17 protein-coding genes are annotated in these 21,555 nt (G+C 61.2%); 13 read left to right on the top strand and 4 right to left on the bottom strand.

The window, feature by feature from the left end:
• Positions 1-155: 155 nt before the first annotated feature.
• Together hisS and H7H48_RS05660 are read right to left on the bottom strand one after the other, a co-directional pair.
• Complete coding sequence (gene hisS / locus H7H48_RS05665) at positions 156-1,625, bottom strand: histidine--tRNA ligase (RefSeq protein WP_229447805.1); 1,470 nt, start codon at positions 1,623-1,625, stop codon at positions 156-158.
• Positions 1,626-1,733: 108 nt separating this feature from the next.
• A complete protein-coding gene (locus H7H48_RS05660; protein ID WP_229447804.1) occupies positions 1,734-3,662 on the bottom strand; it encodes a pilus assembly protein in 1,929 nt (642 codons plus the stop codon).
• Between the two features lie 232 nt (positions 3,663-3,894).
• On the opposite strand from H7H48_RS05660, the gene H7H48_RS05655 reads away from it, so the two are divergent.
• The 4 genes from H7H48_RS05655 (at position 3,895) to H7H48_RS05640 (ending at position 9,766) form a co-directional block, all read left to right on the top strand.
• Entirely contained in the window at positions 3,895-4,755 is an 861-nt protein-coding gene (locus H7H48_RS05655; protein ID WP_229447803.1) for a TIGR01459 family HAD-type hydrolase, read from the top strand.
• 48 nt (positions 4,756-4,803) lie between these two features.
• Positions 4,804-5,763, top strand: a complete 960-nt coding sequence (locus tag H7H48_RS05650) for a bifunctional riboflavin kinase/FAD synthetase (protein ID WP_229448127.1) — start codon at positions 4,804-4,806, stop codon at positions 5,761-5,763.
• 227 nt (positions 5,764-5,990) lie between these two features.
• On the top strand, positions 5,991-8,897 hold the full coding sequence (gene ileS / locus H7H48_RS05645) for an isoleucine--tRNA ligase (RefSeq protein ID WP_229447802.1): 2,907 nt from the start codon (positions 5,991-5,993) through the stop codon (positions 8,895-8,897).
• Positions 8,898-9,097: 200 nt separating this feature from the next.
• Complete coding sequence (locus tag H7H48_RS05640) at positions 9,098-9,766, top strand: hypothetical protein (protein ID WP_229447801.1); 669 nt, start codon at positions 9,098-9,100, stop codon at positions 9,764-9,766.
• 40 nt (positions 9,767-9,806) lie between these two features.
• Here H7H48_RS05640 and H7H48_RS05635 read toward each other — a convergent pair whose 3' ends face one another.
• Positions 9,807-10,268 carry a nucleoside deaminase gene (locus tag H7H48_RS05635; RefSeq protein WP_229447800.1) on the bottom strand — a complete coding sequence of 154 codons (462 nt, stop codon included), beginning with the start codon at positions 10,266-10,268 and terminating at the stop codon, positions 9,807-9,809.
• A 257-nt stretch (positions 10,269-10,525) separates the two neighbouring features.
• Here H7H48_RS05635 and H7H48_RS05630 point away from each other — a divergent pair, with 257 nt between their 5' ends.
• The 5 genes from H7H48_RS05630 to H7H48_RS05610 all read left to right on the top strand — a co-directional run bounded on the left by H7H48_RS05630 (position 10,526) and on the right by H7H48_RS05610 (position 16,298).
• Positions 10,526-12,031 (top strand): pseudouridine synthase, encoded by a 1,506-nt coding sequence (locus tag H7H48_RS05630; protein WP_229447799.1) that lies wholly within the window; start codon positions 10,526-10,528, stop codon positions 12,029-12,031.
• A 3-nt stretch (positions 12,032-12,034) separates the two neighbouring features.
• On the top strand, positions 12,035-12,589 hold the full coding sequence (gene rsmD / locus H7H48_RS05625; protein WP_229447798.1) for a 16S rRNA (guanine(966)-N(2))-methyltransferase RsmD: 555 nt from the start codon (positions 12,035-12,037) through the stop codon (positions 12,587-12,589).
• A gap of 89 nt (positions 12,590-12,678) precedes the next feature.
• Positions 12,679-14,052, top strand: a complete 1,374-nt coding sequence (locus tag H7H48_RS05620) for a pitrilysin family protein (RefSeq protein ID WP_229447797.1) — start codon at positions 12,679-12,681, stop codon at positions 14,050-14,052.
• Positions 14,049-15,404, top strand: a complete 1,356-nt coding sequence (locus tag H7H48_RS05615) for a pitrilysin family protein (RefSeq protein WP_229447796.1) — start codon at positions 14,049-14,051, stop codon at positions 15,402-15,404. The genes H7H48_RS05620 and H7H48_RS05615 overlap by 4 nt, the downstream gene beginning before the upstream one ends.
• Positions 15,405-15,407: 3 nt before the next feature.
• Complete coding sequence (locus H7H48_RS05610; protein ID WP_229447795.1) at positions 15,408-16,298, top strand: patatin-like phospholipase family protein; 891 nt, start codon at positions 15,408-15,410, stop codon at positions 16,296-16,298.
• Between the two features lie 6 nt (positions 16,299-16,304).
• On the opposite strand, the gene H7H48_RS05605 is transcribed toward H7H48_RS05610, so the two are convergent.
• Entirely contained in the window at positions 16,305-18,107 is a 1,803-nt protein-coding gene (locus tag H7H48_RS05605; protein ID WP_229447794.1) for a monovalent cation:proton antiporter-2 (CPA2) family protein, read from the bottom strand.
• Positions 18,108-18,234: 127 nt separating this feature from the next.
• Here H7H48_RS05605 and H7H48_RS05600 point away from each other — a divergent pair, with 127 nt between their 5' ends.
• The 4 genes from H7H48_RS05600 (at position 18,235) to H7H48_RS05585 (ending at position 21,552) form a co-directional block, all read left to right on the top strand.
• Positions 18,235-19,581 carry a TldD/PmbA family protein gene (locus tag H7H48_RS05600; protein WP_229447793.1) on the top strand — a complete coding sequence of 449 codons (1,347 nt, stop codon included), beginning with the start codon at positions 18,235-18,237 and terminating at the stop codon, positions 19,579-19,581.
• On the top strand, positions 19,568-20,368 hold the full coding sequence (locus H7H48_RS05595) for a 3'(2'),5'-bisphosphate nucleotidase CysQ (protein WP_229447792.1): 801 nt from the start codon (positions 19,568-19,570) through the stop codon (positions 20,366-20,368). Before H7H48_RS05600 ends, H7H48_RS05595 begins: the two co-directional genes overlap by 14 nt.
• A 124-nt stretch (positions 20,369-20,492) precedes the next feature.
• Positions 20,493-20,741 carry a DUF4170 domain-containing protein gene (locus H7H48_RS05590; protein ID WP_223019884.1) on the top strand — a complete coding sequence of 83 codons (249 nt, stop codon included), beginning with the start codon at positions 20,493-20,495 and terminating at the stop codon, positions 20,739-20,741.
• 25 nt (positions 20,742-20,766) lie between these two features.
• Positions 20,767-21,552 (top strand): lysophospholipid acyltransferase family protein, encoded by a 786-nt coding sequence (locus tag H7H48_RS05585; RefSeq protein ID WP_370633310.1) that lies wholly within the window; start codon positions 20,767-20,769, stop codon positions 21,550-21,552.
• Positions 21,553-21,555 lie beyond the last annotated feature (3 nt).

Genomic DNA, 21,555 nt, shown 5'->3' with positions numbered 1-21,555 from the left:
CCCATTGAGAGGTGCGGCCGGCCACCGCAGAAGAAGCCCGCCGCGCTGACGGGTGCCAAGATCGGAACCGGGCCGCGCACTGTCGCGGTCTTCCAATGGGTCCCGGCTCTCCCTCCGGTCGGCCGGGATGACGGCGTTGGCATCGGCAGCTTTCATCACGCAGCCCCGCCGGCCTGCGCGGCGAGCATCTTGTGCACTGTCTCGACGAGCTCGTCCTCGCTGACGGTCAGCTGCGCCACGCGGGCCTCGCGCCATTCCTCGTTGCTTTCGATCTCGGCGGAAAGCTTCTTGCCCTCGATCAGATCCTTGATCTGCACCTCGCCATTGGCGCGCTCGTCCGCGCCCTGGATGATGGCAAGCGGCGAACCGCGGCGGTCGGCATATTTGAGCTGGTTGCCGAACTTCTTCCAATTGCCCTGATACATCTCTGCGCGAATGCCTGCAGCGCGCAGCGCCTGCGTGAACTGCTGGTATTTCGCCATTGCCTCCGTGTCGCCATCCATGACGGTGACGAGGACCGGCGGCAGGACGCCGTCCTGACCGAGCTTGCCGAGATTCTTGAGCGCGGTCGCCAGACGCGACACGCCGATGGAAAAGCCCGTCGCCGGAACCGGCTGGCCGCGAAAGCGCGAGACGAGCCCGTCATACCGCCCGCCACCGCCAACGGAACCGAAGCGCACGATCTCGCCCTTCTCATTGGGAATTTCAGCGGTCAGCTCGGCCTCGAAAACGGGGCCGGTGTAATATTCGAGGCCACGCACGACGGAGGGGTCTATGGTGATGCGGCTTTCATCGTAGCCTGCTGCGCGGCAGAGGTTTTCGATTTGCGCGAGTTCTGAAACACCGGCCTGAAAGGTCTCATTGTCGAGCTGGTCAGTCTTGCCATCGACATAGTCGAGAACGATCTGGGCATTCGCTTCATCCAGCCCAGCACCCTTAGTAAAGTCGCCTTCGCCTTCCTTGCCGCCGTCCCAGCGGCCTTCGCCCAGAAGGAGCTTCACGCCCTCGGGCCCGAACTTGTCCAGCTTGTCGATGGCCCGCAGCACGGTCAGCTTCTGCGCCTCGTCGGTGACGCCGATGGCCTCCATCACGCCGTCGAGCACCTTGCGGTTGTTGACGCGGATCACATAGTCGCCGCGGGCAATGCCGAGCGCCTCCATGACATCGGCCATCATCATGCACATCTCGGCATCGGCGGCGACGCCGGGCGCGCCCACCGTGTCGGCGTCGAACTGCATGAACTGGCGGAAACGGCCCGGTCCCGGCTTCTCGTTGCGGAACACATAGCCCGCCCGGTAGGTGCGGTAGGGAAGCTGGATGTCGTTGAAATTCTCGGCCACGTGGCGGGCCAGCGGGGCGGTCAGGTCGTAGCGCAGCGAGAGCCACTGCTCGTCATCGTCCTGAACGGAGAACACGCCCTCGTTGGGCCGGTCCTGATCCGGCAGGAATTTGCCGAGCGCGTCGGTGTATTCGAAGATCGGGGTCTCGACCGGGTCGAAACCATAGCGCTCATAGACCTCGCGGATCTTCGCGCACATCTCGTCCACCGCGCGAATGTCGCTCGCATGGCGGTCGACAAAGCCGCGTGGGAGCCTCGCCCGGGTCTTGTCAGCCTTTTTCGCCATGTCGAAATCCGTCCGTGAAAAGAAGAAAACCGCGCCCTGAAAGGGGGCGCGGCTGTCCTAGCCGATCAGAACCGAAGCGGCAAGGCCGACGCGGGAGGTCGCTTGGCGTCAGCCGACGATGCGCAGGTTGGAAAGCTCGTCGCCAATGGCCTTGAAGGCATCGTCAAGATCGCCGCCCGTGGCGTTCCAGAAGAGTTTCACCGGCTTGCCGTTTCCGTCCTTGCGCGTGCGCGAGTCGGACGAACAGGCCTTCAGGGCATCGATCTGCTTTTTCTCTGTGGAATCGCGGCTGTCGAGATCGAGCGCGACCGTCATCACGATGATGTTGTCGCTCTTCGCGTTCTCACAGATGGCGCTCATATGACTGGTCATTGCCGCCGAGTAGTTGCTGTTGGAGTAGTTGTATTCGCTGACACCGGTAGCGCCCTTGAAAAGGCGGCTTTCACCGGCGCGATTGCGCACATAACCATAATTTGAATAGATCGACTTGTTTCCGGCAAGGTCGTTGCCGCCCGAGCGGTAGTAGGTGCCCGAATAGCTTTGGGCCGTGATGCTGGTGGGCGTGTAATAGGTGTTCGCCCCGTCGGTCAGGACGATGACCACCTTGTCATTGCCCTTCTCATTATCAGGCCGCCCCTCGGTGAAAGGCGCGCGGCCGGAAACAACGCGCCAACCCCATGCGAGACCCTCGGTCACATTGGTGGCGCCGCCGGCGTCCATACTGTCGATGGCGGCATTGATCTTGTTCAGTCCTTCGGTCTTGCCAACATCGGTGAGGGGAGTGATCGGCTTGGTGCTGCAACTCGCGTTCGGACCCTCATTGATGCCCATGCTGCCTGTTTCATAGGGTGTGAAATATTTCGGCATATAGGCCTGATCATAGGCTGCCGAGGTTGAGCCGCTGGTGAAATCGTCCCACCAGTTGTTGTTGGCGGGACGCCAGCTTGAATCGGTCTGGTCCGTTTCATCCGGCGCGAACATCGGCACGAAAAGGCTCTTTGGATTGCTGCTGTCGGGCGCATCGTCGTTTATGTTCAGCGGATAGGGGCGCATCTCCACGCAACCGGCCCAGCTTGTAAAGCGGTCATATGTCGTGGTTTTCGTCTCCACCCACCCCCAGGTCCGGCAGGAGCCGTTGTTTCGATAGCGGGTGCATTCATAGTTCCATTCCGAGGAGGTGCCCGAAATGCGCTTCATCTGGTCATAGAGCGTAAAACGCGTGACCTTCTGGCCTTCCTCGTCTCCCCAGCCGCTGCCACGCTTGTAATAGACGCCGCCTGACAATTCGACGCGCTTGTTCGGATCGGCCGCCTTCATGGTCGACCAGTCGAAATTCTCATGATGAACGGGCGAGACGCCGTCCGTGTCCATCCAGCTTGCACTGGCGTTGTCCGGCCCCACATTCACGGATGCCGCGAACGGCACGACACCGAACTGCACGGGCTTCTGGATCTGTTTCATCTGCGCGCCCTCGGCGGCGATGGTCTTCACCAGTTCCTTGGCGGCCTTCTTCAGGATTGTCAGACGTTTCTCGAAAGATCCGGTCGAGGTGTAGTCCATCGAACCGGAATTATCGAGCACAAGCGCCACTTCCAGCGTGTTCTTCAGGCGAATTTCGCTTTGAGCGCGAAAATCGATCTTGGTTTCCTCATCGACAGCCTCTTTCCGCAGCTTCTGGAAAACCGGATAGAATATCGGCGCATATTTCAGCTCCGCTTCAAGCTTCAGTGTGCCGCCACCAGTGTTCTGGTTGGGCAGTGTGATGAGAAGCTTGGTGTTCTCGGGTTTTACGCTGCCAAGATTGGCTTCGAAAAAATCCTGCGCATAGGCCTTGGCGTCTTCATCGCTTGCGCCCTGGGTGAGATAGCGAGCCGTGGCAATGCCTGCCGCGTCCAGCGCGTTCAGTGTCATCTGCCGCTGTCGGGAAATCTGGCTATAGTCCACCACGAGGGCGGCAACCCCCATGATCGGCGCCATGGCAAGCGCCGTCATCATGGCAAAATTGCCGCGACGGTCATGCGCGAATTTCCTGAACATCTGTGCCACCCCACTAAAGGTACTGGTCCAAAATCCCCCCGAAGTGCTTAACCGGACGTAACTGGTGCGATCGCGGATGTGATCGTGGTTCCCGGGGTGTTAACTCCTTGTCTCAAATGCAGTGCATTCTGACCGTGGCGATAAAACCGGGTGACAGGAAAGCCAGCATCCGATAATTCCGGCCTGAGCCATTCTCACCGCACTTCAAACAATCCGAGACGACCGTTCCCCCATGCCTCAAGCTCCGCAGATCATCGATACGCTCGACCGCCTCACCGGTTCTTATGACGCCGTCCTGTGCGATGTGTGGGGTGTGGTTCACAACGGTGTCACCGTCTTTCCCGAGGCCTGCGCCGCCCTTTCAAGGGCGAGGGCCGCCGGCAAGGCGGTTGTTCTAATCACCAACTCACCGCGCCCGCATCGAGGTGTGGAAGAGCAGCTTGGAGCGCTTGGTGTTCCTGATGATGCGTGGGATCGTGTCGTCACGTCTGGTGATGTGACACGCGACCTGATCCGCACAGCGCCGCGGCGCCTTTTCCACATCGGTCCTGATCGGGACCAGGCGATTTTCGACGGAATCGACGTGGATCTGGTGGAGGACTTCGAAGCCTCCGGTGTCGTCTGCACGGGCCTCTTTGACGATGAGAACGAAACGCCGGAAGATTATGCGGACATGCTGGAGCGCCTGAGAATGCGCGACCTGCCGTTTATCTGCGCCAACCCAGACATTATCGTAGAGCGCGGCGACCGGCACATCTGGTGCGCCGGGGCGCTGGCACGTGATTACGGGCTTTTGGGCGGCCGGACGCTGATTGCCGGCAAGCCGCATCGCCCGATCTATGAGGCCGCGTTCAAGGCCGCCGCCGAGATCATGGGACGCGAACTTGCGCGCGAAAAGGCGCTTGCCATCGGCGATGGCGTGCTGACGGACGTGAAGGGGGCCGACCAGTATGGCATCGATGTTCTGTTCGTGACCGACGGCATTCACGCGCGCGAATATGGCAATGGCGAAGGGCCGGAGCCCGACCGCCTTGCGGCGTTTCTCGAAACCCACGGCCACAATCCCGTGGCGGCCATACCACGTCTCAGATAGGGTGCGCGCGTGGCCGGACCGATCAAGCGCATTGCAGATCTGATCAAGATGCCCGCTGACTTGCGCGGCGGCGTGGTGGCCATCGGCAATTTTGATGGCGTGCATCGCGGGCACCAGTCAGTGCTCGAACCGGCACTGGAGATTGCCCGACGCGACAGCGTTCCCGCTCTCGTACTGACCTTTGAACCGCATCCGCGACAGGTCTTCCGGCCCGATGTCCCGCTTTTCCGTCTGACGCCGGCGCCCATGAAGGCAGCGCTGCTGGGAGCGCTCGGCTTCGATGCGGTTGTCGAGCAGCAATTCGACCGCGCATTCTCCGGCCTGTCGCCGCAGGCGTTCGTTCGCTCCGTACTGGTCGAGGGGCTAGGCATCACCCATGTGGTGACGGGGTTCGACTTTCATTTCGGAAAGAACCGCAGTGGCACGCCCGAGCTTCTCAAGGCGGCCGGACAGGAAAACGGTTTTGGCGTGACCGTGGTGGACGCCTATTCCGACGAAGGCGGCACGGTGATTTCATCAAGCCGCATTCGTGGCCTTTTGGAGGAAGGCGAAGTGGCAGAGGCTGCCGGGCTTCTTGGCTATCGCTATACGGTCGAGGCTGAAGTTGCAGGTGGCCAAAAGCTTGGCCGCACGCTGGGCTTTCCGACGGCAAACATGGCGTTGCCGTTGGAAACGGAACTCCGCCACGGCATCTATGCGGTGCGCTTTCGCCGGGCCGATGGCAGGCTCTACAATGGCGTGGCGAGTTTTGGTGGCCGCCCCACCGTGATGGAGGATGGTGCGCCGCTTCTGGAAACCTTCCTGTTCGATTTCGACGGTGATCTTTACGGGGAAACCTGCTCGGTTTCTCTGTTTTCCTTCCTGCGTGGCGAGGAAAAGTTTGACGGGCTGGATGCGCTGGTGGCCCAGATGAAGCGCGACGAGGCGGAAGCCCGCGCTCTGCTCGCCGAGGTGAAGCCCATCGCAGCCCTCGATCTGCGGCTTGCTTTTGAGGGGCTGGCGGCGTGAGGGCAATCGCCTCTTTATTCTTCGGCCTGCCTCGGCTAAAAGCCGTTGCCATGATGACACGCGCCGGTTTCATACCGATTGCCATACGAATTATTGGCCCGGCCTTCCGTGCGGCCTGAGTGCTGCGGAAGGTCCGGGTTCTGCCGCGCGTCACACGCGCATTTTCCGATTTTCCATAATGGCTATGGCGAGGCCCTCCGACGCTTTGCCCACCTCACGGCGATAACATGACCGATACGTCCGAAAAGATCGACTATTCCAAGACCCTCAACCTGCCGCAGACCGAGTTCCCGATGCGCGCGGGGCTGCCGAAGAAAGAGCCCGAGATCGTCGCCCGCTGGCAGGAGATGGACCTTTACCGCCTCCTGCGCGACGACGCGAAGGGACGCGAAAAGTTCGTACTCCATGACGGCCCGCCCTATGCCAATGGCAACATCCATATCGGCCACGCGCTGAACAAGGTTTTGAAGGACATCATCACGCGCTCCTTCCAGATGCGCGGCTATGATGCCAATTACGTGCCCGGCTGGGACTGCCACGGCCTGCCCATTGAATGGAAGATCGAGGAACAGTACCGCGCCAAGGGCAAGAACAAGGACGAGGTTCCGGTCAACGAGTTCCGCCAGGAATGCCGCGACTTCGCCAGCCACTGGATCAAGGTCCAGTCGGAAGAGTTTCTGCGTCTGGGCATCGAGGGCGATTTCAAGAACCCCTACACGACGATGAACTTCCACGCCGAGGCGCGGATCGCCGGCGAGCTTCTGAAATTCGCCATGTCCGGCCAGCTTTATCGCGGCTCCAAGCCGGTGATGTGGAGTGTGGTGGAGCGGACCGCGCTCGCCGAGGCGGAAGTGGAATACCAGGATGTCGAAAGCGACATGATCTGGGTGAAGTTTCCGGTGGCGGAGGGCGAGCTTTCCGATGCCTTTGTGGTCATCTGGACGACGACCCCCTGGACCATCCCCGGCAACAGGGCTGTCGCGTATTCCCCGCGCATCTCCTACTGTCTCTTCGAGGTTACCGCAGCGGAAAACGATTTTGGCCCGCAGGCAGGTGAAAAGCTGATCTTCGCTGATGCGCTGGCAGAAGAGTCTTTCGCCAAGGCGAAGCTTGAGTACAAGCGCCTGCGCGATGTTTCAGCCGATGAACTTGGCGCCATCACTTGCACCCACCCCCTCAAGGGCCTCGGCGGCGGTTATGAGTTCACCGTGCCGCTGCTTGCCGGCGATCACGTCACCGACGACGCCGGTACGGGTTTCGTGCACACCGCGCCCAGCCATGGCCGTGAGGACTTTGACGCATGGATGGACGCCCGCGCTGAGCTTGAGGCGCGCGGCATAGACAGCACGATCCCGTTCCCCGTGGATGACGCAGGCTACTACACCAAGGACGCTCCCGGCTTCGGTCCCGACCGCGAAGGCGGCGCGGCGCGTGTCATCGACGACAAGGGCAAGAAGGGTGACGCCAACAAGGCCGTCATTGAGGCGCTGATCGCGCGCGACATGCTCTTCGCGCGGGGGCGGCTCAAACACTCCTATCCGCATTCCTGGCGGTCGAAAAAGCCGGTCATCTTCCGCAACACGCCGCAATGGTTCGTCTATATGGACAAGGACCTTGGCGACGCTACAACACTGCGCTCCCGTGCCCTAAAAGCCATTGACGAGACCCGCTTCGTGCCTGCTGCCGGTCAGTCGCGCCTGCGCGCCATGATCGCCGACCGGCCCGACTGGGTGCTCTCGCGCCAGCGCGCCTGGGGCGTGCCGATCTGTGTGTTTGCCGATGAAGACGGCAATGTGCTGCAGGACGAGGCCGTCAACCAGCGCATTCTCGACGCCTTCGAGGCCGAGGGCGCGGACGCGTGGTTTGCCGAAGGCGCGCGCGAGCGCTTCCTTGGCGAGCGTGCCGGCGAGCCGTGGCAGCAGGTCATGGACATTCTCGATGTGTGGTTCGATTCCGGCTCCACCCACACGTTCACACTGGAAGACCGGCCAGACCTGAAATGGCCCGCCGATGTGTATCTGGAAGGATCCGACCAGCACCGCGGCTGGTTCCACTCCTCGCTTCTGGAAAGCTGCGCCACGCGGGGCAGGGCGCCTTACGATACGGTCATCACCCATGGTTTCACCATGGCGGAAGACGGCCGCAAGATGTCGAAATCGCTCGGCAACCAGACTTTTCCGCAGGACATCATGAACCAGTCGGGCGCGGACATTCTGCGCCTGTGGGTCGCCACCACCGATTACTGGGAAGACCAGCGTCTCGGCAAGGCGATTATCCAGACCAATGTCGATGCCTATCGCAAGCTCAGAAACACCATCCGCTGGATGCTCGGCACGCTGGCGCATGACACGGGCGAAACCGTGCCGCTGGCCGAGATGCCGGAGCTGGAGCGCCTGATGCTCCATCGTCTGGCCGAGCTCGATGAGCTGGTGCGCAAGGGCTATGACAATTTCGACTTCAAGCGCATCATCCGCTCGCTGCTCGATTTCATGGTGGTCGAGCTTTCGGCCTTCTATTTCGATGTCCGCAAGGATGCGCTTTACTGCGATGCGCCTTCGAGCACGCGCCGCAAGGCCTCGCTTCAGGTGGTCCGCACCCTGTTTGACTGTGTCGTGACCTGGCTTGCGCCCATGCTGCCCTTCACCATGGAAGAGGCATGGCTTGAGCGTCACCCGGAGGCGCGTTCGGTGCATTTGGAGCAGTTCCCCGGCGTGCCGCAGGAATGGCGCGATGCAGCACTTGCAGAGAAGTGGAAGAAAATCCGGCAGGTCCGCCGCGTCGTGACCGGTGCGCTGGAGATCGAGCGCAAGGAAAAGACCATCGGTTCGTCTCTTGAGGCCGCGCCGGTCGTCTATGTCAACGATGAGGGGCTGCAACAGGCCATCGCCGACCGCGACATGGCCGAAATCTGCATCACCTCCGGCATCGATATTCGTCATGAGGCGCCGCCGGCGGATGCCTTCACGCTGGATGAGGTGCCGGGTGTCGGCGTCGTGTTTGCGCGGGCCACGGGCGAAAAATGCGCGCGTTCCTGGCGCTACACGGACGATGTGGGGTCCGATCCGGAATTTCCGGATGTGTCGGCACGCGATGCCGCGGCGCTGCGCGAGCTCAAGGCGCTGGGCCGACTTTGAACGGAGTCAGCGGGGCGCTTCGGCACTGCCGATTGCTTCCCGCTCGCTCCTTCGCTACAAATGCCGCCGGGTTAAGGATGCCACGTTGTCGCCGGATTCGTGCGCGACATGCGTGATTTGAGTTTCCCGATGGTCTGATTTAACGGGACGACAAGCAGAACGCATCGCCTGACGGGCGGCGTTCTGGGAGAGAGGTGGCAGTGAAGAGAACGGAAACCACAACGTCGCGGCGTTCCGCGCGCATGGTTGCAGCTTCAGGCACTTTGTGCCTCTCGGCCGTTCTTTTGTCCGGGTGTATTGGCGCACCGACTTACGGAACCGACAAGCCCGCCGACCAGCAATTGCTCGAAGATGTGACGGGCGTTCTGTCGCTTGGTCCGAAAGACAAGCCTCGCGTTGAATACAAGCCGCGCGCGGGCATTGTCATGCCGTCTTCAACCGAGGTTCTGCCCCCGCCTCAGGAAGAGGTTGCCTCTGCCGGCAATCCTGCCTGGCCCGAATCGCCGGAACAACGCCTCGCCCGGATCCGTGCAGAAGCGACCGAGAACCAGGATAACCCGTTCTACAAATCGCCGGTGGTTCGTGACATTGGCGTCAATGCCCGGGGCGAAGATGGCTTCGTGAACCCCGAGATAGCCAAGAAACAGCGTGAGGAGTATTTCAAGCGCCGCGCTGCCACCGCACAGGGAAGCCCGACCACGCGCCGTTATTTGAGCGAGCCACCGGTCGATTATCGCCAGCCTGCGGACACTGCCCCCACCGGTGAACTCGGTGAAGACGAGGCCAAAAAGGAGCGCGCCGCAAAACGTGCCGCGCAGAAGGATGGCGGCGGTTTCGACCTGCGCCGTCTATGGCCTTGGGGATCCTGATTGAAATTCCGAGAAGCGGGCCATGTGCCCGCTTTTCTTTTTAGCGCTGCTGCCTGAAAAAGCCCCTCAACAAAGCGGCGGCTTCTGCATCACCGATGCCCGGATAGACATCCGGCGCATGATGGCATGTGTTTTGTGTGTAAAAGCGGGCACCGTTCGTCACCGCGCCCCCCTTCTCATCGCCTGCCCCAAAATAGAGCCGGCGGATCCGCGCAAACGAGATGGCCGCGGCGCACATGGCGCATGGTTCCAGCGTCACATAGAGATCGGCATCGACAAGACGCTCCGAATCGAGCACCGCGCAGGCTTCGCGAATCGCCACGATTTCCGCATGCGCTGTCGGATCGTTGCATTCGCGGGTACGGTTACCCGCGCGCGCGATCACCTTTCCTTCATGCACGATCACCGCGCCGACCGGCACCTCACCGCGAGCTGCAGCGAGACGCGCCTGTTCGAGCGCGTCATCCATGAAACTGGTGTAGTTCGCTTTCGTCGGTCTCATCAATCTTTTTGCTCGCAACTGCCGGTGCGAATTGATACCTAGAGCGCCACGCGGCCGGAAGGGTGCGTCATCTCGTTGTTTCGCGCATCAACGTGAATACCAGATGATTTCTCCCGACAGCCAAATGCTTCAGCCGCCTCTATAGCATCGGGTGCGAAAGCGGAATGGATTTTCCTTCCATCCGATCTCTGATTTAAAACACTGGAGTGGTTCCGGCGCATGGGGCGCAACACGGAATCCCAGGGCAAAAGGCCATCATGACCAAAGACCGACCCAACGATAGCAAGCGGGAAAAGAAGCCGGGCAAGGGGAGAGATGCGACCCCGAACGACGCCGATAAGGCAGGGGCCGAGCGCATTGCAAAGCGCCTTGCACGGGCCGGCGTTGCCTCACGCCGCGACGCGGAAGCGATGATCGAGGCGGGCCGCGTCAGCGTCAACGGGAAGGTGCTGGAGTCCCCGGCGTTCAATGTAAGCGCCTCCGACCGTATCCTGGTTGATGGCGAGCCGTTGCCTGCGGTTGAGCGCACGCGGCTCTTTCTCTTCCACAAGCCCGGTGGCGTGGTCACCACGAATCGCGATCCGGAAGGTCGAAAAACCATTTTCGACGTGTTGCCGGAGGGCCTGCCGCGCCTGATCACGGTCGGCCGTCTCGACATCAACACGGAAGGCCTGATCGTCCTGACCAATGATGGCGGCTTGGCGCGGGCGCTGGAACTGCCGGAAACGGGCTGGTTGCGCCGCTACCGTGTGCGTGTGCATGGCAAGGTCGATGCCGCGGCACTCGAGGGTCTCAAGGACGGGATTGCCGTGGACGGTGTTTTCTATGGCGCGATCGAGGCCACCCTCGACCGGGAGCAGGGCAGCAATGCCTGGCTGACACTCGGTTTGCGTGAAGGCAAGAACCGCGAGGTCAAGAATGTGCTCGGGGCGCTTGGCCTTGAGGTCACCCGTCTGATCCGCATCTCCTACGGTCCATTTCAGCTTGGTACGCTGGGCGAGGGCGAGGTACAGGAGGTCAAGGGTCGCACTCTGCGTGACCAGCTTGGCGAGCGTCTGATCGAAAAGGCAGGCGCCAATTTCGATGCGCCGATTGTGAATCCCTTTTCCAACAAGCCTGTTCGTGCCCAACGCAAGCCGCGTGACGGCGAGGCTGCGGAAAAACAGGGCACCCGTGAGCGCGAGGGCGGCAAGACCTTTGTCAAAAACCGCAAGCGCGACCGCGAGGAAAAGCGAGAGGCTGCGCGCGATCGTCTGCAGACGTCTCGTCCCGGCCGCCGCGAGGATGATCGCGGGCCACGCCAGAACCGTGGCAGCCATGTGTGGATGGCTCCCGGCGCGCGCCCGCAGGGAAAACGCAAACAGGCCGCCGCCGAGGCAGAGAAGGATGAGCGTTCGCAGTCAGCGCGCAAACCGCGTCGGGAAGGCGCTGCTCCCGCGCGTGGTGACAAGCCGTTCCGTCCGCGCGGTGACAAACCTTTCGACCGTGATCGTTCTGAGCGCGGCGAGCGCAGTGGCGACAGACCCCGTTTCTCAAAAGGGGGCAAGCCTGAGGGCGATACGCGCGAGAAAAGGCCTTTCCGTTCACGCGACGACCGACCGGATTCGGGCGACAAACCTCGCTTCTCTAAGGGCGGCAAACCCGGCGGCAAGCCCTCGGGAAAGCCGGCAGGCAGGTTCTCAGGCAAGCCGGGTGGTGGATCGCGTCCCGGCAAGGGCCGCCCCGGCGGCCGCAAGCCGGGCAAATCCGGCGGGGAAAGCTGACCCATGCGCATTGTGGGCGGTGAGTTTCGCGGCCGCACTCTGGCGACGCCGAAGTCAGACGCGATCCGGCCGACGACGGACCGGACCCGCCAGGCGCTGTTCAATATTTTCGAGCACCGCTATGCCGGCCGACTTGAGAATGCGCGTGTGCTCGACCTTTTTGCCGGCACGGGTGCGCTGGGACTCGAAGCGCTGTCACGCGGTGCAGCCTTTGCGCTCTTCATCGAAGAGGCTGCTGCTGCCCGGGCTCTGATCCGCACCAATGTGGAGAATTTTGGTCTCCAGGGGCGCAGCAAGATTTTCCGCCGCGATGCGAGCCGTATCGGGGAGGTGGGAACGATCCAGCCCTTCGATGTTGTTCTGGCCGATCCACCCTACGGCAAGGGCCTGGGCGAGAAGGCGCTCGCCGCAGCGCTGGCTGGCGGCTGGCTCGTGCCTGGGGCCCTGGTCATGGTCGAGGAAGCTGCAAACTCGCCCTTTCAGTCACCGGAAGGCTTTCGTCTTATCGAACGGCGTGAATACGGTAGTTCCTGCGCAACCTTTGCTGAGTGCGCCTGAGTTTCGTCACTTTTGCGCCGATAGCTTTGCCTTGTCATGAGCTCGTGGCATTGTGCGCGGGCGCACCACAAACCGTACAGGGCCTGTCTATGAGAAATTCCATAGCGAGCGTCGCTTTGAGCGCGGCATTCGCCTTAGTCCTCACCGTCGCGGTGCCGTCGATCGCCCCCGCGCAGGAATCCGGGGACGACACTGCCGTTTCCAACTTCACCCTGGAGAACGGCCTTGAAGTCGTTGTCATCCCGGACCACCGCGCACCTGTCGCCACGCACATGCTCTGGTACAAGGTTGGCAGCGCCGATGAGGAGCCCGGCAAGTCCGGCATTGCTCATTTCTTCGAGCACCTGATGTTCAAGGGAACAAGCACTTATCCCTCGGGTGAATTCTCAGCAGCGATTGCTGCCGTGGGCGGCAGTGAGAACGCCTTCACCTCCTACGACTACACGGCCTACTACCAGCAGATCGCTCCGACAGAATTGCAAGACATGATGCGCTTCGAGGCGGACCGGATGCGCAATCTGGTGCTTTCGGAAGAAAACATCGAGACCGAGCGCCAGGTTGTGCTCGAGGAGCGGCGCCAGCGCACCGACAATGTGCCCTCTTCGATCCTGTCGGAGGAACTCAACGCCACGCTCTACCAGAACCATCCGTATGGGATTCCGGTCATTGGCTGGCAGCAGGAGATAGAAGGCCTCACCCACGACGACCTCAAGAGCTTCTACGACCGCTACTATACGCCCAACAATGCGGTGTTGGTGGTGGCCGGCGATGTGAACGCCGATCAGGTGCGGGCTATGGCCGAAGAGACCTACGGCAAGGTCGCACGCGGCCCCGATTTGCCACCGCGCGCCCGGCCAATGGAGCCTGATCAGAAGACCACGCGGGACGTCACACTCCGGGACCCGCGCGTTACCGTCCCGAACATGTCGATCAATTGGTATGTGCCGTCTGCTCGCAGGGCCGAGAAGGGCGAGTTTGAAGCGCTTGCCATTCTTTCGGAGGTGCTGGGAGAGGGGCTGCGCAGCCGCCTCTATCAGGATCTCGTGGTCAAACAGGGGATCGCATCCAGCGCCGGCAGCTATTTGCAAGGCGCTTCGTATGATTACTCCGCTCTGGTCATTTACGGTGAACCCCGTGGTGAGGCTGATCTCGAAACGGTCGAGGCCGCGCTTGTGGCCCAGATCGAGAAGATCAAAAGTGAAGGCATCACGCAGAAGGAGCTGGACACGGCCCGAACGAAGATCCTGCGGGATCAGATCTTCATGCGCGACAGCCAGGTGCGCAGCGCCAATCTCTTCGGCGCTGTCCTGGCGACGGGCGGCACGGTCGAGGATATCACCGGCCTCCCGGAGCGGCTGGACGCAGTGACCGTCGAGGCCGTGCAGGCCGTCGCCAAACGCTATCTCGACATGGGCCACGCCGTTAAGGGCTATCTCCTTCCCGAAGAGGGAGGCCGCTCGTGAAACAGACCTCGAATTTTCGTCCAGGTACCTTTATGCGCAGTTTGCTCAATGCCGGCGCGCTGTTCGCGCTTATCCTTGTTGTCGTTCCGGCTCAGGCCGCCGTTCAGATTCAGGATGTGACCTCACAGAAAGGCATAGAAGCCTGGCTGGTGGAGGATCATTCCCTGCCGATCATCAGCTTCCAGTTCTCGTTCAAGAGCGGGTCCGCTCAGGATCCTGAGGGCAAGGAAGGTTTGGCCAATCTCATGACCAGCCTCTTTGACGAAGGCGCGGGCGATCTCGATTCCGATGCGTTCCAGGTGAAGCTGGAGGAACTGGGCGCTGAAATGGCGTTTCGCACCAATTCCGACGAGATTTCCGGCCAGGTACGGATGTTGGCCGAAAACAGCGATGAGGTCCTCGAACTGGTGAGGCTTGCCATCACGAGCCCGCGTTTCGATCCCGACCCTGTCGAACGCATCCGCAGCCAGATCGCCGTCGGCATCCGCGCCGATGAACGCGATCCGCGCAAACAGGGGGCACTCAAGCTTTCCGAGGCACTCTACGGTGATCACCCATACGCCCATCCTGACGTGGGAACGCTCGAAAGTCTGTCGAACATTTCTCCGGAAGACCTGAAAGCCTTCCACGCCCGCGTCTTCGCCCGCTCGAACCTCACCATCGGTGTTGTGGGTGCAATTGACGCTGAACGCCTGGCCGGCGTTCTCGACACAGTGTTCGGGGATCTGCCTGAGAAAGCCGAGCTCCAGCCCGTTGCCGACATCGAGCCGAAGCTCGGGCAGGAAATCCGCGTCGACTATCCCCTGCCGCAGGCCACACTTCAGCTTGTCTATCCGGGTGTGAAACGGGACGATCCGGAGTTCTTCTCGGCCTACCTGTTCAACCAGATCCTAGGCGGGGGCGTGTTTTCCTCGCGCCTGTTCAACGAGGTGCGTGAGAAGCGCGGTCTCGCCTATGGCGCGTCCTCCTACCTCAACACCAGCGATCATGCGCAGTCGCTTGCCATTCAGACGGCCACCGCCGCCGAACGGGCAGGTGAAACGCTTTCAGTGATCGAGGATGTGGTCGCGAGCCTGCGTGACGAGGGCCCCACGCAAGAGGAACTCGAGGCCGCCAAGACCTATGTGATCGGTTCCTACGCGATCAACAATCTGGACTCTTCCATGGCCATCGCACGGACGCTGGTCGGCCTGCAGCAGGACGACCTGGGAATTGATTACATCGAGCGGCGCGCTGACCTTATCAACGCTGTCACGCTGGACGATGTGAAGCAAACGGCAAAGCGTATTCTTTCGCAGGAACCAGCGCTGCTGGTGATCGGACCTGCCGAGCAGGCTCAGAACGGAGGCTAGCGAATGGAAACGGCGTTGGCGAACGATGAAACGAAGCAGCAGGCGCCCACCGGCGGCCCAAGTTTCGCGCTTGCGCTCGGCGGTGGTGGCGCGCGCGGCCTCGCGCACATCCATATCATCGAGACCCTCAATGACCTGGGCATCACGCCGACCGTCATCGCCGGTTCCTCCATCGGCGCCCTTATGGGCGCAGGCTTTGCCGCCGGGATCAGCGGCAAGGACATTCACGCACATGCCCGTTCCATCCTGGGAAGCCGCGCGGAGGTGGCGAGCCGCCTGTGGAAAGCCAGACCCGGAAACTTCGCGGAAATGATGGAAGGCGGGTTTCGCTTTGGCCAGTTCAATGCCGAACGCATCATCAGCGCCTTCCTGCCGGAAGGTGTCCCGCAAACCTTCGAAGAACTGAAAATCCCGCTGCGCGTCACGGCCACGGATTACTTCCGCCATGAGCTCGCCATCCTTGAAAGCGGCGCCTTGGCGGAAGCGCTTGCGGCCTCCGCCGCCATTCCCGCGGTCTTCCGTCCCGTGGAGCGGGGCGGGCGCACCCTGATCGATGGCGGCATCTACAACCCTGTGCCGTTCGATCTGGTCGAGGGCAAGGCCGATATACTGATCGCCATCGACGTGGTCGGCGCTCCAAACGACACGGGCGGCAAGCCTCCGACCTCCATCGAGCTCATGTTCGGCGCAAGTCAGCTCATGATGCAGTCCATCATTGCCATGAAGCTGGAGCATGGGCGGCCCGATATTCTCATTCGCCCTGCCGTTTCGCGATTTCGCGTGCTTGATTTCATGAAAATCGACGCGATTCTCGCGGAGACACAAGCCATTCGCGACGAATTGAAACAGGCGATCGACGCTGCCGTCCACGATTATGAGAAGGAGCGGGTGTAGTCGGCATCAGCCGACCGGTTCGTCATCCTGGTCAATGCGCTGGCTCTCGCGCTTTGGCTTGATCAGTGGTTCCGGGGTGACAGGGCGCACACGCATCTTGTCGTTTCCTGCGTAGATGCCTTCGACCGACTGAATGGCCAACCGTTCCTCGTCACGCCGGCGCACATCCTCGACGATTTCGCTGGCGATTTCCTCGCTGGTTCCCAGCGCCTGCAGGGTTTTTCCGCCGAATACGAGAGCCGATTCAACCGTTTCACGTAACTCGTAGTCCACGTCGCGATCACGCAGCGAGAGTGTGTGGGCCCGATCGTAGGAGCGCACGTAAAGACGCACATGGGGATACTCGTCGCGGATCAGGTTGACGATCTGGTCCGTGGCCGTCGCGCCGTTGGTGCACACCGCCACGATCTTGGCGTTGCGGATACCCGCCGCCTCCAGCACCTCCTTGCGGCGGCCATCTCCGAAATAGATGCGGAAGCCGAAACGCTCGGCAGCGCGTACACGATCAGCGGAATGATCGATGATGGTCACGTCCGTACCGCCGGAGAGCAAGACCTGCGACACCATCTGCCCGAAGCGGGAGAAGCCGATCATCATCACGTCGGCGCCAGCACCTTCGAAATCCTCATCCATCTCTTCAGCCGGCTCTGTCCGGATCAGCATTTCTCCGAGGCGCACGGACAGCGGCGTCAAAGCCATGGACACGGTGACGATGGCGATGAGCAGCGAGGCGGTGGACTGCGGAAAGATGAAGGCGGACGCCGCTGCGGTGAACAGGACAAACCCGAACTCGCCTCCTTGCGGCAAAAGCGCAGCAACACGCACGGCGCAATTGTGATCGCTGCCGAAGCCACGGCTTATCCCATAGAGAACCGCAGCTTTCACCAGCATGAGGATTGGCACGGCAATAAGAATGGACAGCCAGTTCTCGAGCACGATTCTCAGATCCAGCGAAAGGCCGATTGCCATGAAAAACAGGCCGAGAAGAATGCCGCGAAACGGCTCGATATCGGCTTCCAACTCGTGTCGGAAAGAGGATTCGGCGAGCAAAACACCTGCGATAAAAGCGCCAAGCGCCATGGAAAGCCCGGCCATCTGCATGATGGTGGCTGAGCCCAAAACGACGAGCAAGGCTGCGGCGATCATCACCTCCTTCGCGCCTGTATTGGCGATGATGCGAAAGAGCGGATTGAGCAGGTAGCGGCCGGCAACAACCAGCGCCACCACGCTGGCTATGGCAAGCGCGAACCGTTCAAGGCTGATGGCATCAGCACCCTCTCCGCCGGGAGAAAGTAGTGGAACCAGGGCCAGAAGGGGAGCAATGGCGAGATCCTGAAACAGCAGGATAGAAAATGATGTCTGCCCGTACCGGCTGTTCAGCGCGCCTTGAGATTCAAGTGTTTGCACCGAAAATGCAGTGGAGGACAGAGCAAGGCCGAAACCGACGACAAAAGCCGCACCATAGGACATATCTGTCAGCAGGAGGGTGATTGCGGCAAGGGCAATGCCCGTGACCATCACCTGGATCAACCCCATGCCGAATATGCTGCGCCGCATGGCCCACAGACGCGCAGGTTTGAGCTCGAGACCGATGATGAAAAGCAGCAGCACCACGCCCAGTTCGGCCACGTGCAGCAACTCCTCTCCATCCGATATGAGCAGGAGCACAGGTCCGATGGCGATGCCGGCGGCAAGATAACCGAGGATAGTGCCAAGCCCTATGCGTGCGAAGAGTGGCGCGGCGATAACTGCACCGCCCAGGAGCAGCAGCGGTTCATAGTAAAGCGGTGCAGCAGTTTCGACGGCCATCGGGTCTCCGGCATATCTGAGGGCGCAACTGAGGAATCTCAGCTTACCATTGCACATATGCGCTGCGAATCATAAATGGATCAGACCGGTATTCCCCACGCGCGATCAAATTCCAGCCAGGATTGTGATGACAGATCAGAATGAAAAGAAGCAGCTCACCGAGCGGGTCGTTGCGCTTGTGGAGGCCGCAAAACGGGCGGGCGCTGATGCTTCCGATGCGGTGGTGGTGCGCGCGCGCTCCAGGAGCGTATCGGTGCGGCTCGGCAAGGTTGAGGGAACCGAGGCGTCTGAGAGCGATGACATGTCTCTGCGGGTTTTTGTCGGGAGGCGGGTTGCCAGTGTGTCGGCTCCGGCCAATGCAGACCCGGCTCCGCTGGCTGAACGCGCCGTCGCCATGGCGAAGGCATCCCCCGAAGACCCGTATCAGGGACTGGCCGAGGAGAGCCTCCTCGCCCGCACCATCCCCGACCTCGATCTTTTTGATGGTACGGAAGTCTCTGCCGAGCGGCTGAAGGAAGACGCGCTGGCTGCAGAGGCAGCAGCGCTCGATGTGTTTGGCGTTACCAATTCATCAGGCTCCGGGGCGAGCGCCGGTTCGGGCGGCCTGGTGCTGGCCACGTCTGAAGGATTTATCGGTGCCTATGAAGCGACGCGTTTCTCCCGATCGGTGAGTGTTCTGGCTGGCGAAGGCACCGGCATGGAACGCGATTACGACTATTCCTCTCGCCTGCATTTTCTGGATCTCGATGCCCCGGAGAAGATTGGCCGCAGCGCTGGTGAACGGGCTGTTCGGCGGCTCAACCCGCGCAAAGTGCACACAGGCCGCTATCCGGTGGTTTACGATCCACGTGTTGCGCGCGGCATCGCCGGCCATCTGGCCGCCGCCATTAATGGCGCGGCAGTTGCGCGCAAATCGAGTTTCCTGCGCGACATGATGGGCAAAAAGGTCGCGGCGGCCGGCATCACGGTGACGGATGATCCGCAACGCCGGCGGGGCTCTTCTTCTCGCCCATTCGATGGCGAGGGCGTTGCCGGCGAGAAACTTGTCATGATCGAAGACGGTGTCCTGAAACACTGGTTCCTGTCGACTTCGGTCGCGCGCCAGTTGGGTTTGCCGGCCACCAATGGACGCGGCACGCGTGGATCTTCTTCGGTCAATCCATCTTCCACCAACCTCGCGCTTGAACCCGGCACACAGACCCCGGAGGCTCTGATCAAGGGAATCCGGGCTGGATTTTACGTGACCGAAGTGTTCGGGCAGGGGGTCAATCTTGTAACGGGAGAATATAGCCGCGGTGCGGCCGGGTTCTGGATCGAGAATGGCGAGATCACCTATCCGGTCTCGGAGGTCACCATCGCCTCGAACCTTAAGGACATGTTCTTCAACATGACGGCGGCCAACGACATTGATCGCAACTTCGGGACAGCCGCGCCCACGCTGCTTGTGGAAGGCATGACGCTTGCCGGAAAATAGCCCGCACGACCAGACACTTCAGGCCGATGTCGATCTCATTGCAGCCGTGGCGCGGGAGGCGGGTAACATTGCACTCAGTTATTTCCGCCGTGACCCGGAAGTCTGGTGGAAAGAAGGTGTTTCGCCGGTCAGTGAAGCCGACTACGCGGTCGACCGTTTCTTGCGGAGCGAGCTTCTGGCAGCGCGTCCTGATTATGGCTGGCTATCGGAGGAGACCGCGCTTGCAGAGCAGGAGCTCAACCGCGATCGGGTCTTCGTGGTTGATCCGATCGACGGAACCAGGGCGTTTATCGATGGGCGGCCGATCTGGTGTGTCAGCATCGGTGTCGTGCATCGTGGTGTGAGCGTTGTGGGCGTGCTTGAGTGTCCTGAGCTTTCCGAAACCTACCACGCGCTGACGGGCGGTGGCGCATTTCGCAATGGAGAGCGGCTGGCGGTGAAGCCTGTTGGCGAGGGTTTCGTCATCGGTGGCCCCAAAGCCATGGTCTCTGAACTGCCGACCGATATTCGACAGAAGAACAAGGCTCATGGGTATGTCCCTTCTCTTGCTTACCGTATCGCCATGGTTGCGAGCGGCGCGCTTGACGCCACTTTCGTGAAACCGAATTCCCATGACTGGGATCTGGCCGCTGCCGACGTCATTTTGCGCGAGGCGGGCGGTGCGATCCGGGATGCCGAGGGAAATGCGCCGTCCTATGCGTGCGGAGATCCGAAAAAGGGCGCTCTCGCCGCCGGTAGCGGCCCGCTTCTTGAGATCATGACACAAGCCCTGGCGCGTAGCCTTTGAGAGAGTGTGATACGCCTGCAAGCGAGGAAAGCCGGTCTAAAAGGTTCCAAAATCGCAGGAATTACTCTACACGGGCGATTAGCGATTTGCTTATTGCCACATTCGTCTGCAAATGGGCTTGACCATGTCCGAGAAAAAAGAGAACTCCCAGCTTCTGCACCTGGTTTTTGGCGGCGAGTTGACGTCCCTCACCGGGGTGACTTTCCGCGATCTCGACGATGTCGATATCGTCGGCATCTATCCGGATTACAAATCCGCGGAAAAAGCCTGGCGCGCCAAGGCGCAGGAGACCGTTGACAACGCACATATGCGTTATTTCATTGTTCATCTTCACCGCCTGCTCGACCCCGCCTCCGATGAGACCCGGGGATAGCCCCAGGGGTAGCAAGGAACCGCATATGGAAAACAAGGCGACCGCGCCTTCTCCTGCCATGACCGCCAATCGCAAGAAGACTGGCCGCCGCCCCTTAAAGGAGCTCTGGCGCCGCGTCCGCAAGCCGCTGGCGAAGTCGCGCTTTGTAAAACAGGCGCTGGCAACGCTCATGGCGGGCGCAATTCGCCTGATCGACCGCACCAATCCGCGCGTCAAGGGATCGCATGACCTGCAGGCGGCCATCGATGCACATTCGCCCGCCATTGCCGCACTCTGGCATGGACAGCACATTCTGGGCCCGGCCATCAATCCCAGAAAACACAAGATCGTGGCGCTTTTCTCGCGCAGCGCCGATGCAGAGCTGAACGCGCTGGTGGCGGAGAAACTCGGTTTCGAGACCGTGCGCGGATCCGGTGGCCGGAAAGGCGAACGCGATATCCGCAAAGGCGGCGCCAAAGCGCTGATCATGCTGAAAAGGACGATCGACCGCGGATGCAATGTGGCGATGATCGCGGACATACCGCATGGCACGCCGCGTGAGGCGGGGCTTGGCATCGTCACCCTGGCGCGCATTTCGGGCCGCCCGATCGTGCCTGTCGCAATTGCCACGAGCCGCCGCAAGGTGCTGGAGCGGACCTGGGACAAGACCACGATCAACCTGCCATTCGGCCGCAGCGCGGTGATCCTGGGCGAGCCTATCTATGTGACGCCGGACGCCGATGAGACGGTGATGGAAGAAAAGCGCCGCGAGGTGACCAAGGCACTCAACGAAGCGACGCGGCAGGCTTATTCTCTGGTCGACGGTCAGTGAGCC

It is taken from the genome of Nitratireductor sp. B36 (genome assembly GCF_020833685.1).
GTDB lineage: Bacteria > Pseudomonadota > Alphaproteobacteria > Rhizobiales > Rhizobiaceae > Nitratireductor.
The sequence above is the reverse complement of the archived record's forward strand: the minus strand, read 5'-3'. Positions and strand labels throughout refer to the sequence as shown.

Excerpts from the sequence above, each read along its gene's own strand:
- H7H48_RS05620 (WP_229447797.1), top strand. The coding sequence starts at position 12,679 with ATGAGAAATTCCATAGCGAGCGTCGCTTTGAGCGCGGCATTCGCCTTA.
- hisS (WP_229447805.1), bottom strand. The coding sequence starts at position 1,625 with ATGGCGAAAAAGGCTGACAAGACCCGGGCGAGGCTCCCACGCGGCTTT.
- H7H48_RS05660 (WP_229447804.1), bottom strand. The coding sequence starts at position 3,662 with ATGTTCAGGAAATTCGCGCATGACCGTCGCGGCAATTTTGCCATGATG.
- rsmD (WP_229447798.1), top strand. The coding sequence starts at position 12,035 with ATGCGCATTGTGGGCGGTGAGTTTCGCGGCCGCACTCTGGCGACGCCG.
- H7H48_RS05635 (WP_229447800.1), bottom strand. The coding sequence starts at position 10,268 with ATGAGACCGACGAAAGCGAACTACACCAGTTTCATGGATGACGCGCTC.
- H7H48_RS05610 (WP_229447795.1), top strand. The coding sequence starts at position 15,408 with ATGGAAACGGCGTTGGCGAACGATGAAACGAAGCAGCAGGCGCCCACC.
- ileS (WP_229447802.1), top strand. The coding sequence starts at position 5,991 with ATGACCGATACGTCCGAAAAGATCGACTATTCCAAGACCCTCAACCTG.
- H7H48_RS05590 (WP_223019884.1), top strand. The coding sequence starts at position 20,493 with ATGTCCGAGAAAAAAGAGAACTCCCAGCTTCTGCACCTGGTTTTTGGC.
- H7H48_RS05605 (WP_229447794.1), bottom strand. The coding sequence starts at position 18,107 with ATGGCCGTCGAAACTGCTGCACCGCTTTACTATGAACCGCTGCTGCTC.
- H7H48_RS05600 (WP_229447793.1), top strand. The coding sequence starts at position 18,235 with ATGACAGATCAGAATGAAAAGAAGCAGCTCACCGAGCGGGTCGTTGCG.
- H7H48_RS05630 (WP_229447799.1), top strand. The coding sequence starts at position 10,526 with ATGACCAAAGACCGACCCAACGATAGCAAGCGGGAAAAGAAGCCGGGC.
- H7H48_RS05650 (WP_229448127.1), top strand. The coding sequence starts at position 4,804 with ATGCCCGCTGACTTGCGCGGCGGCGTGGTGGCCATCGGCAATTTTGAT.
- H7H48_RS05655 (WP_229447803.1), top strand. The coding sequence starts at position 3,895 with ATGCCTCAAGCTCCGCAGATCATCGATACGCTCGACCGCCTCACCGGT.
- H7H48_RS05585 (WP_370633310.1), top strand. The coding sequence starts at position 20,767 with ATGGAAAACAAGGCGACCGCGCCTTCTCCTGCCATGACCGCCAATCGC.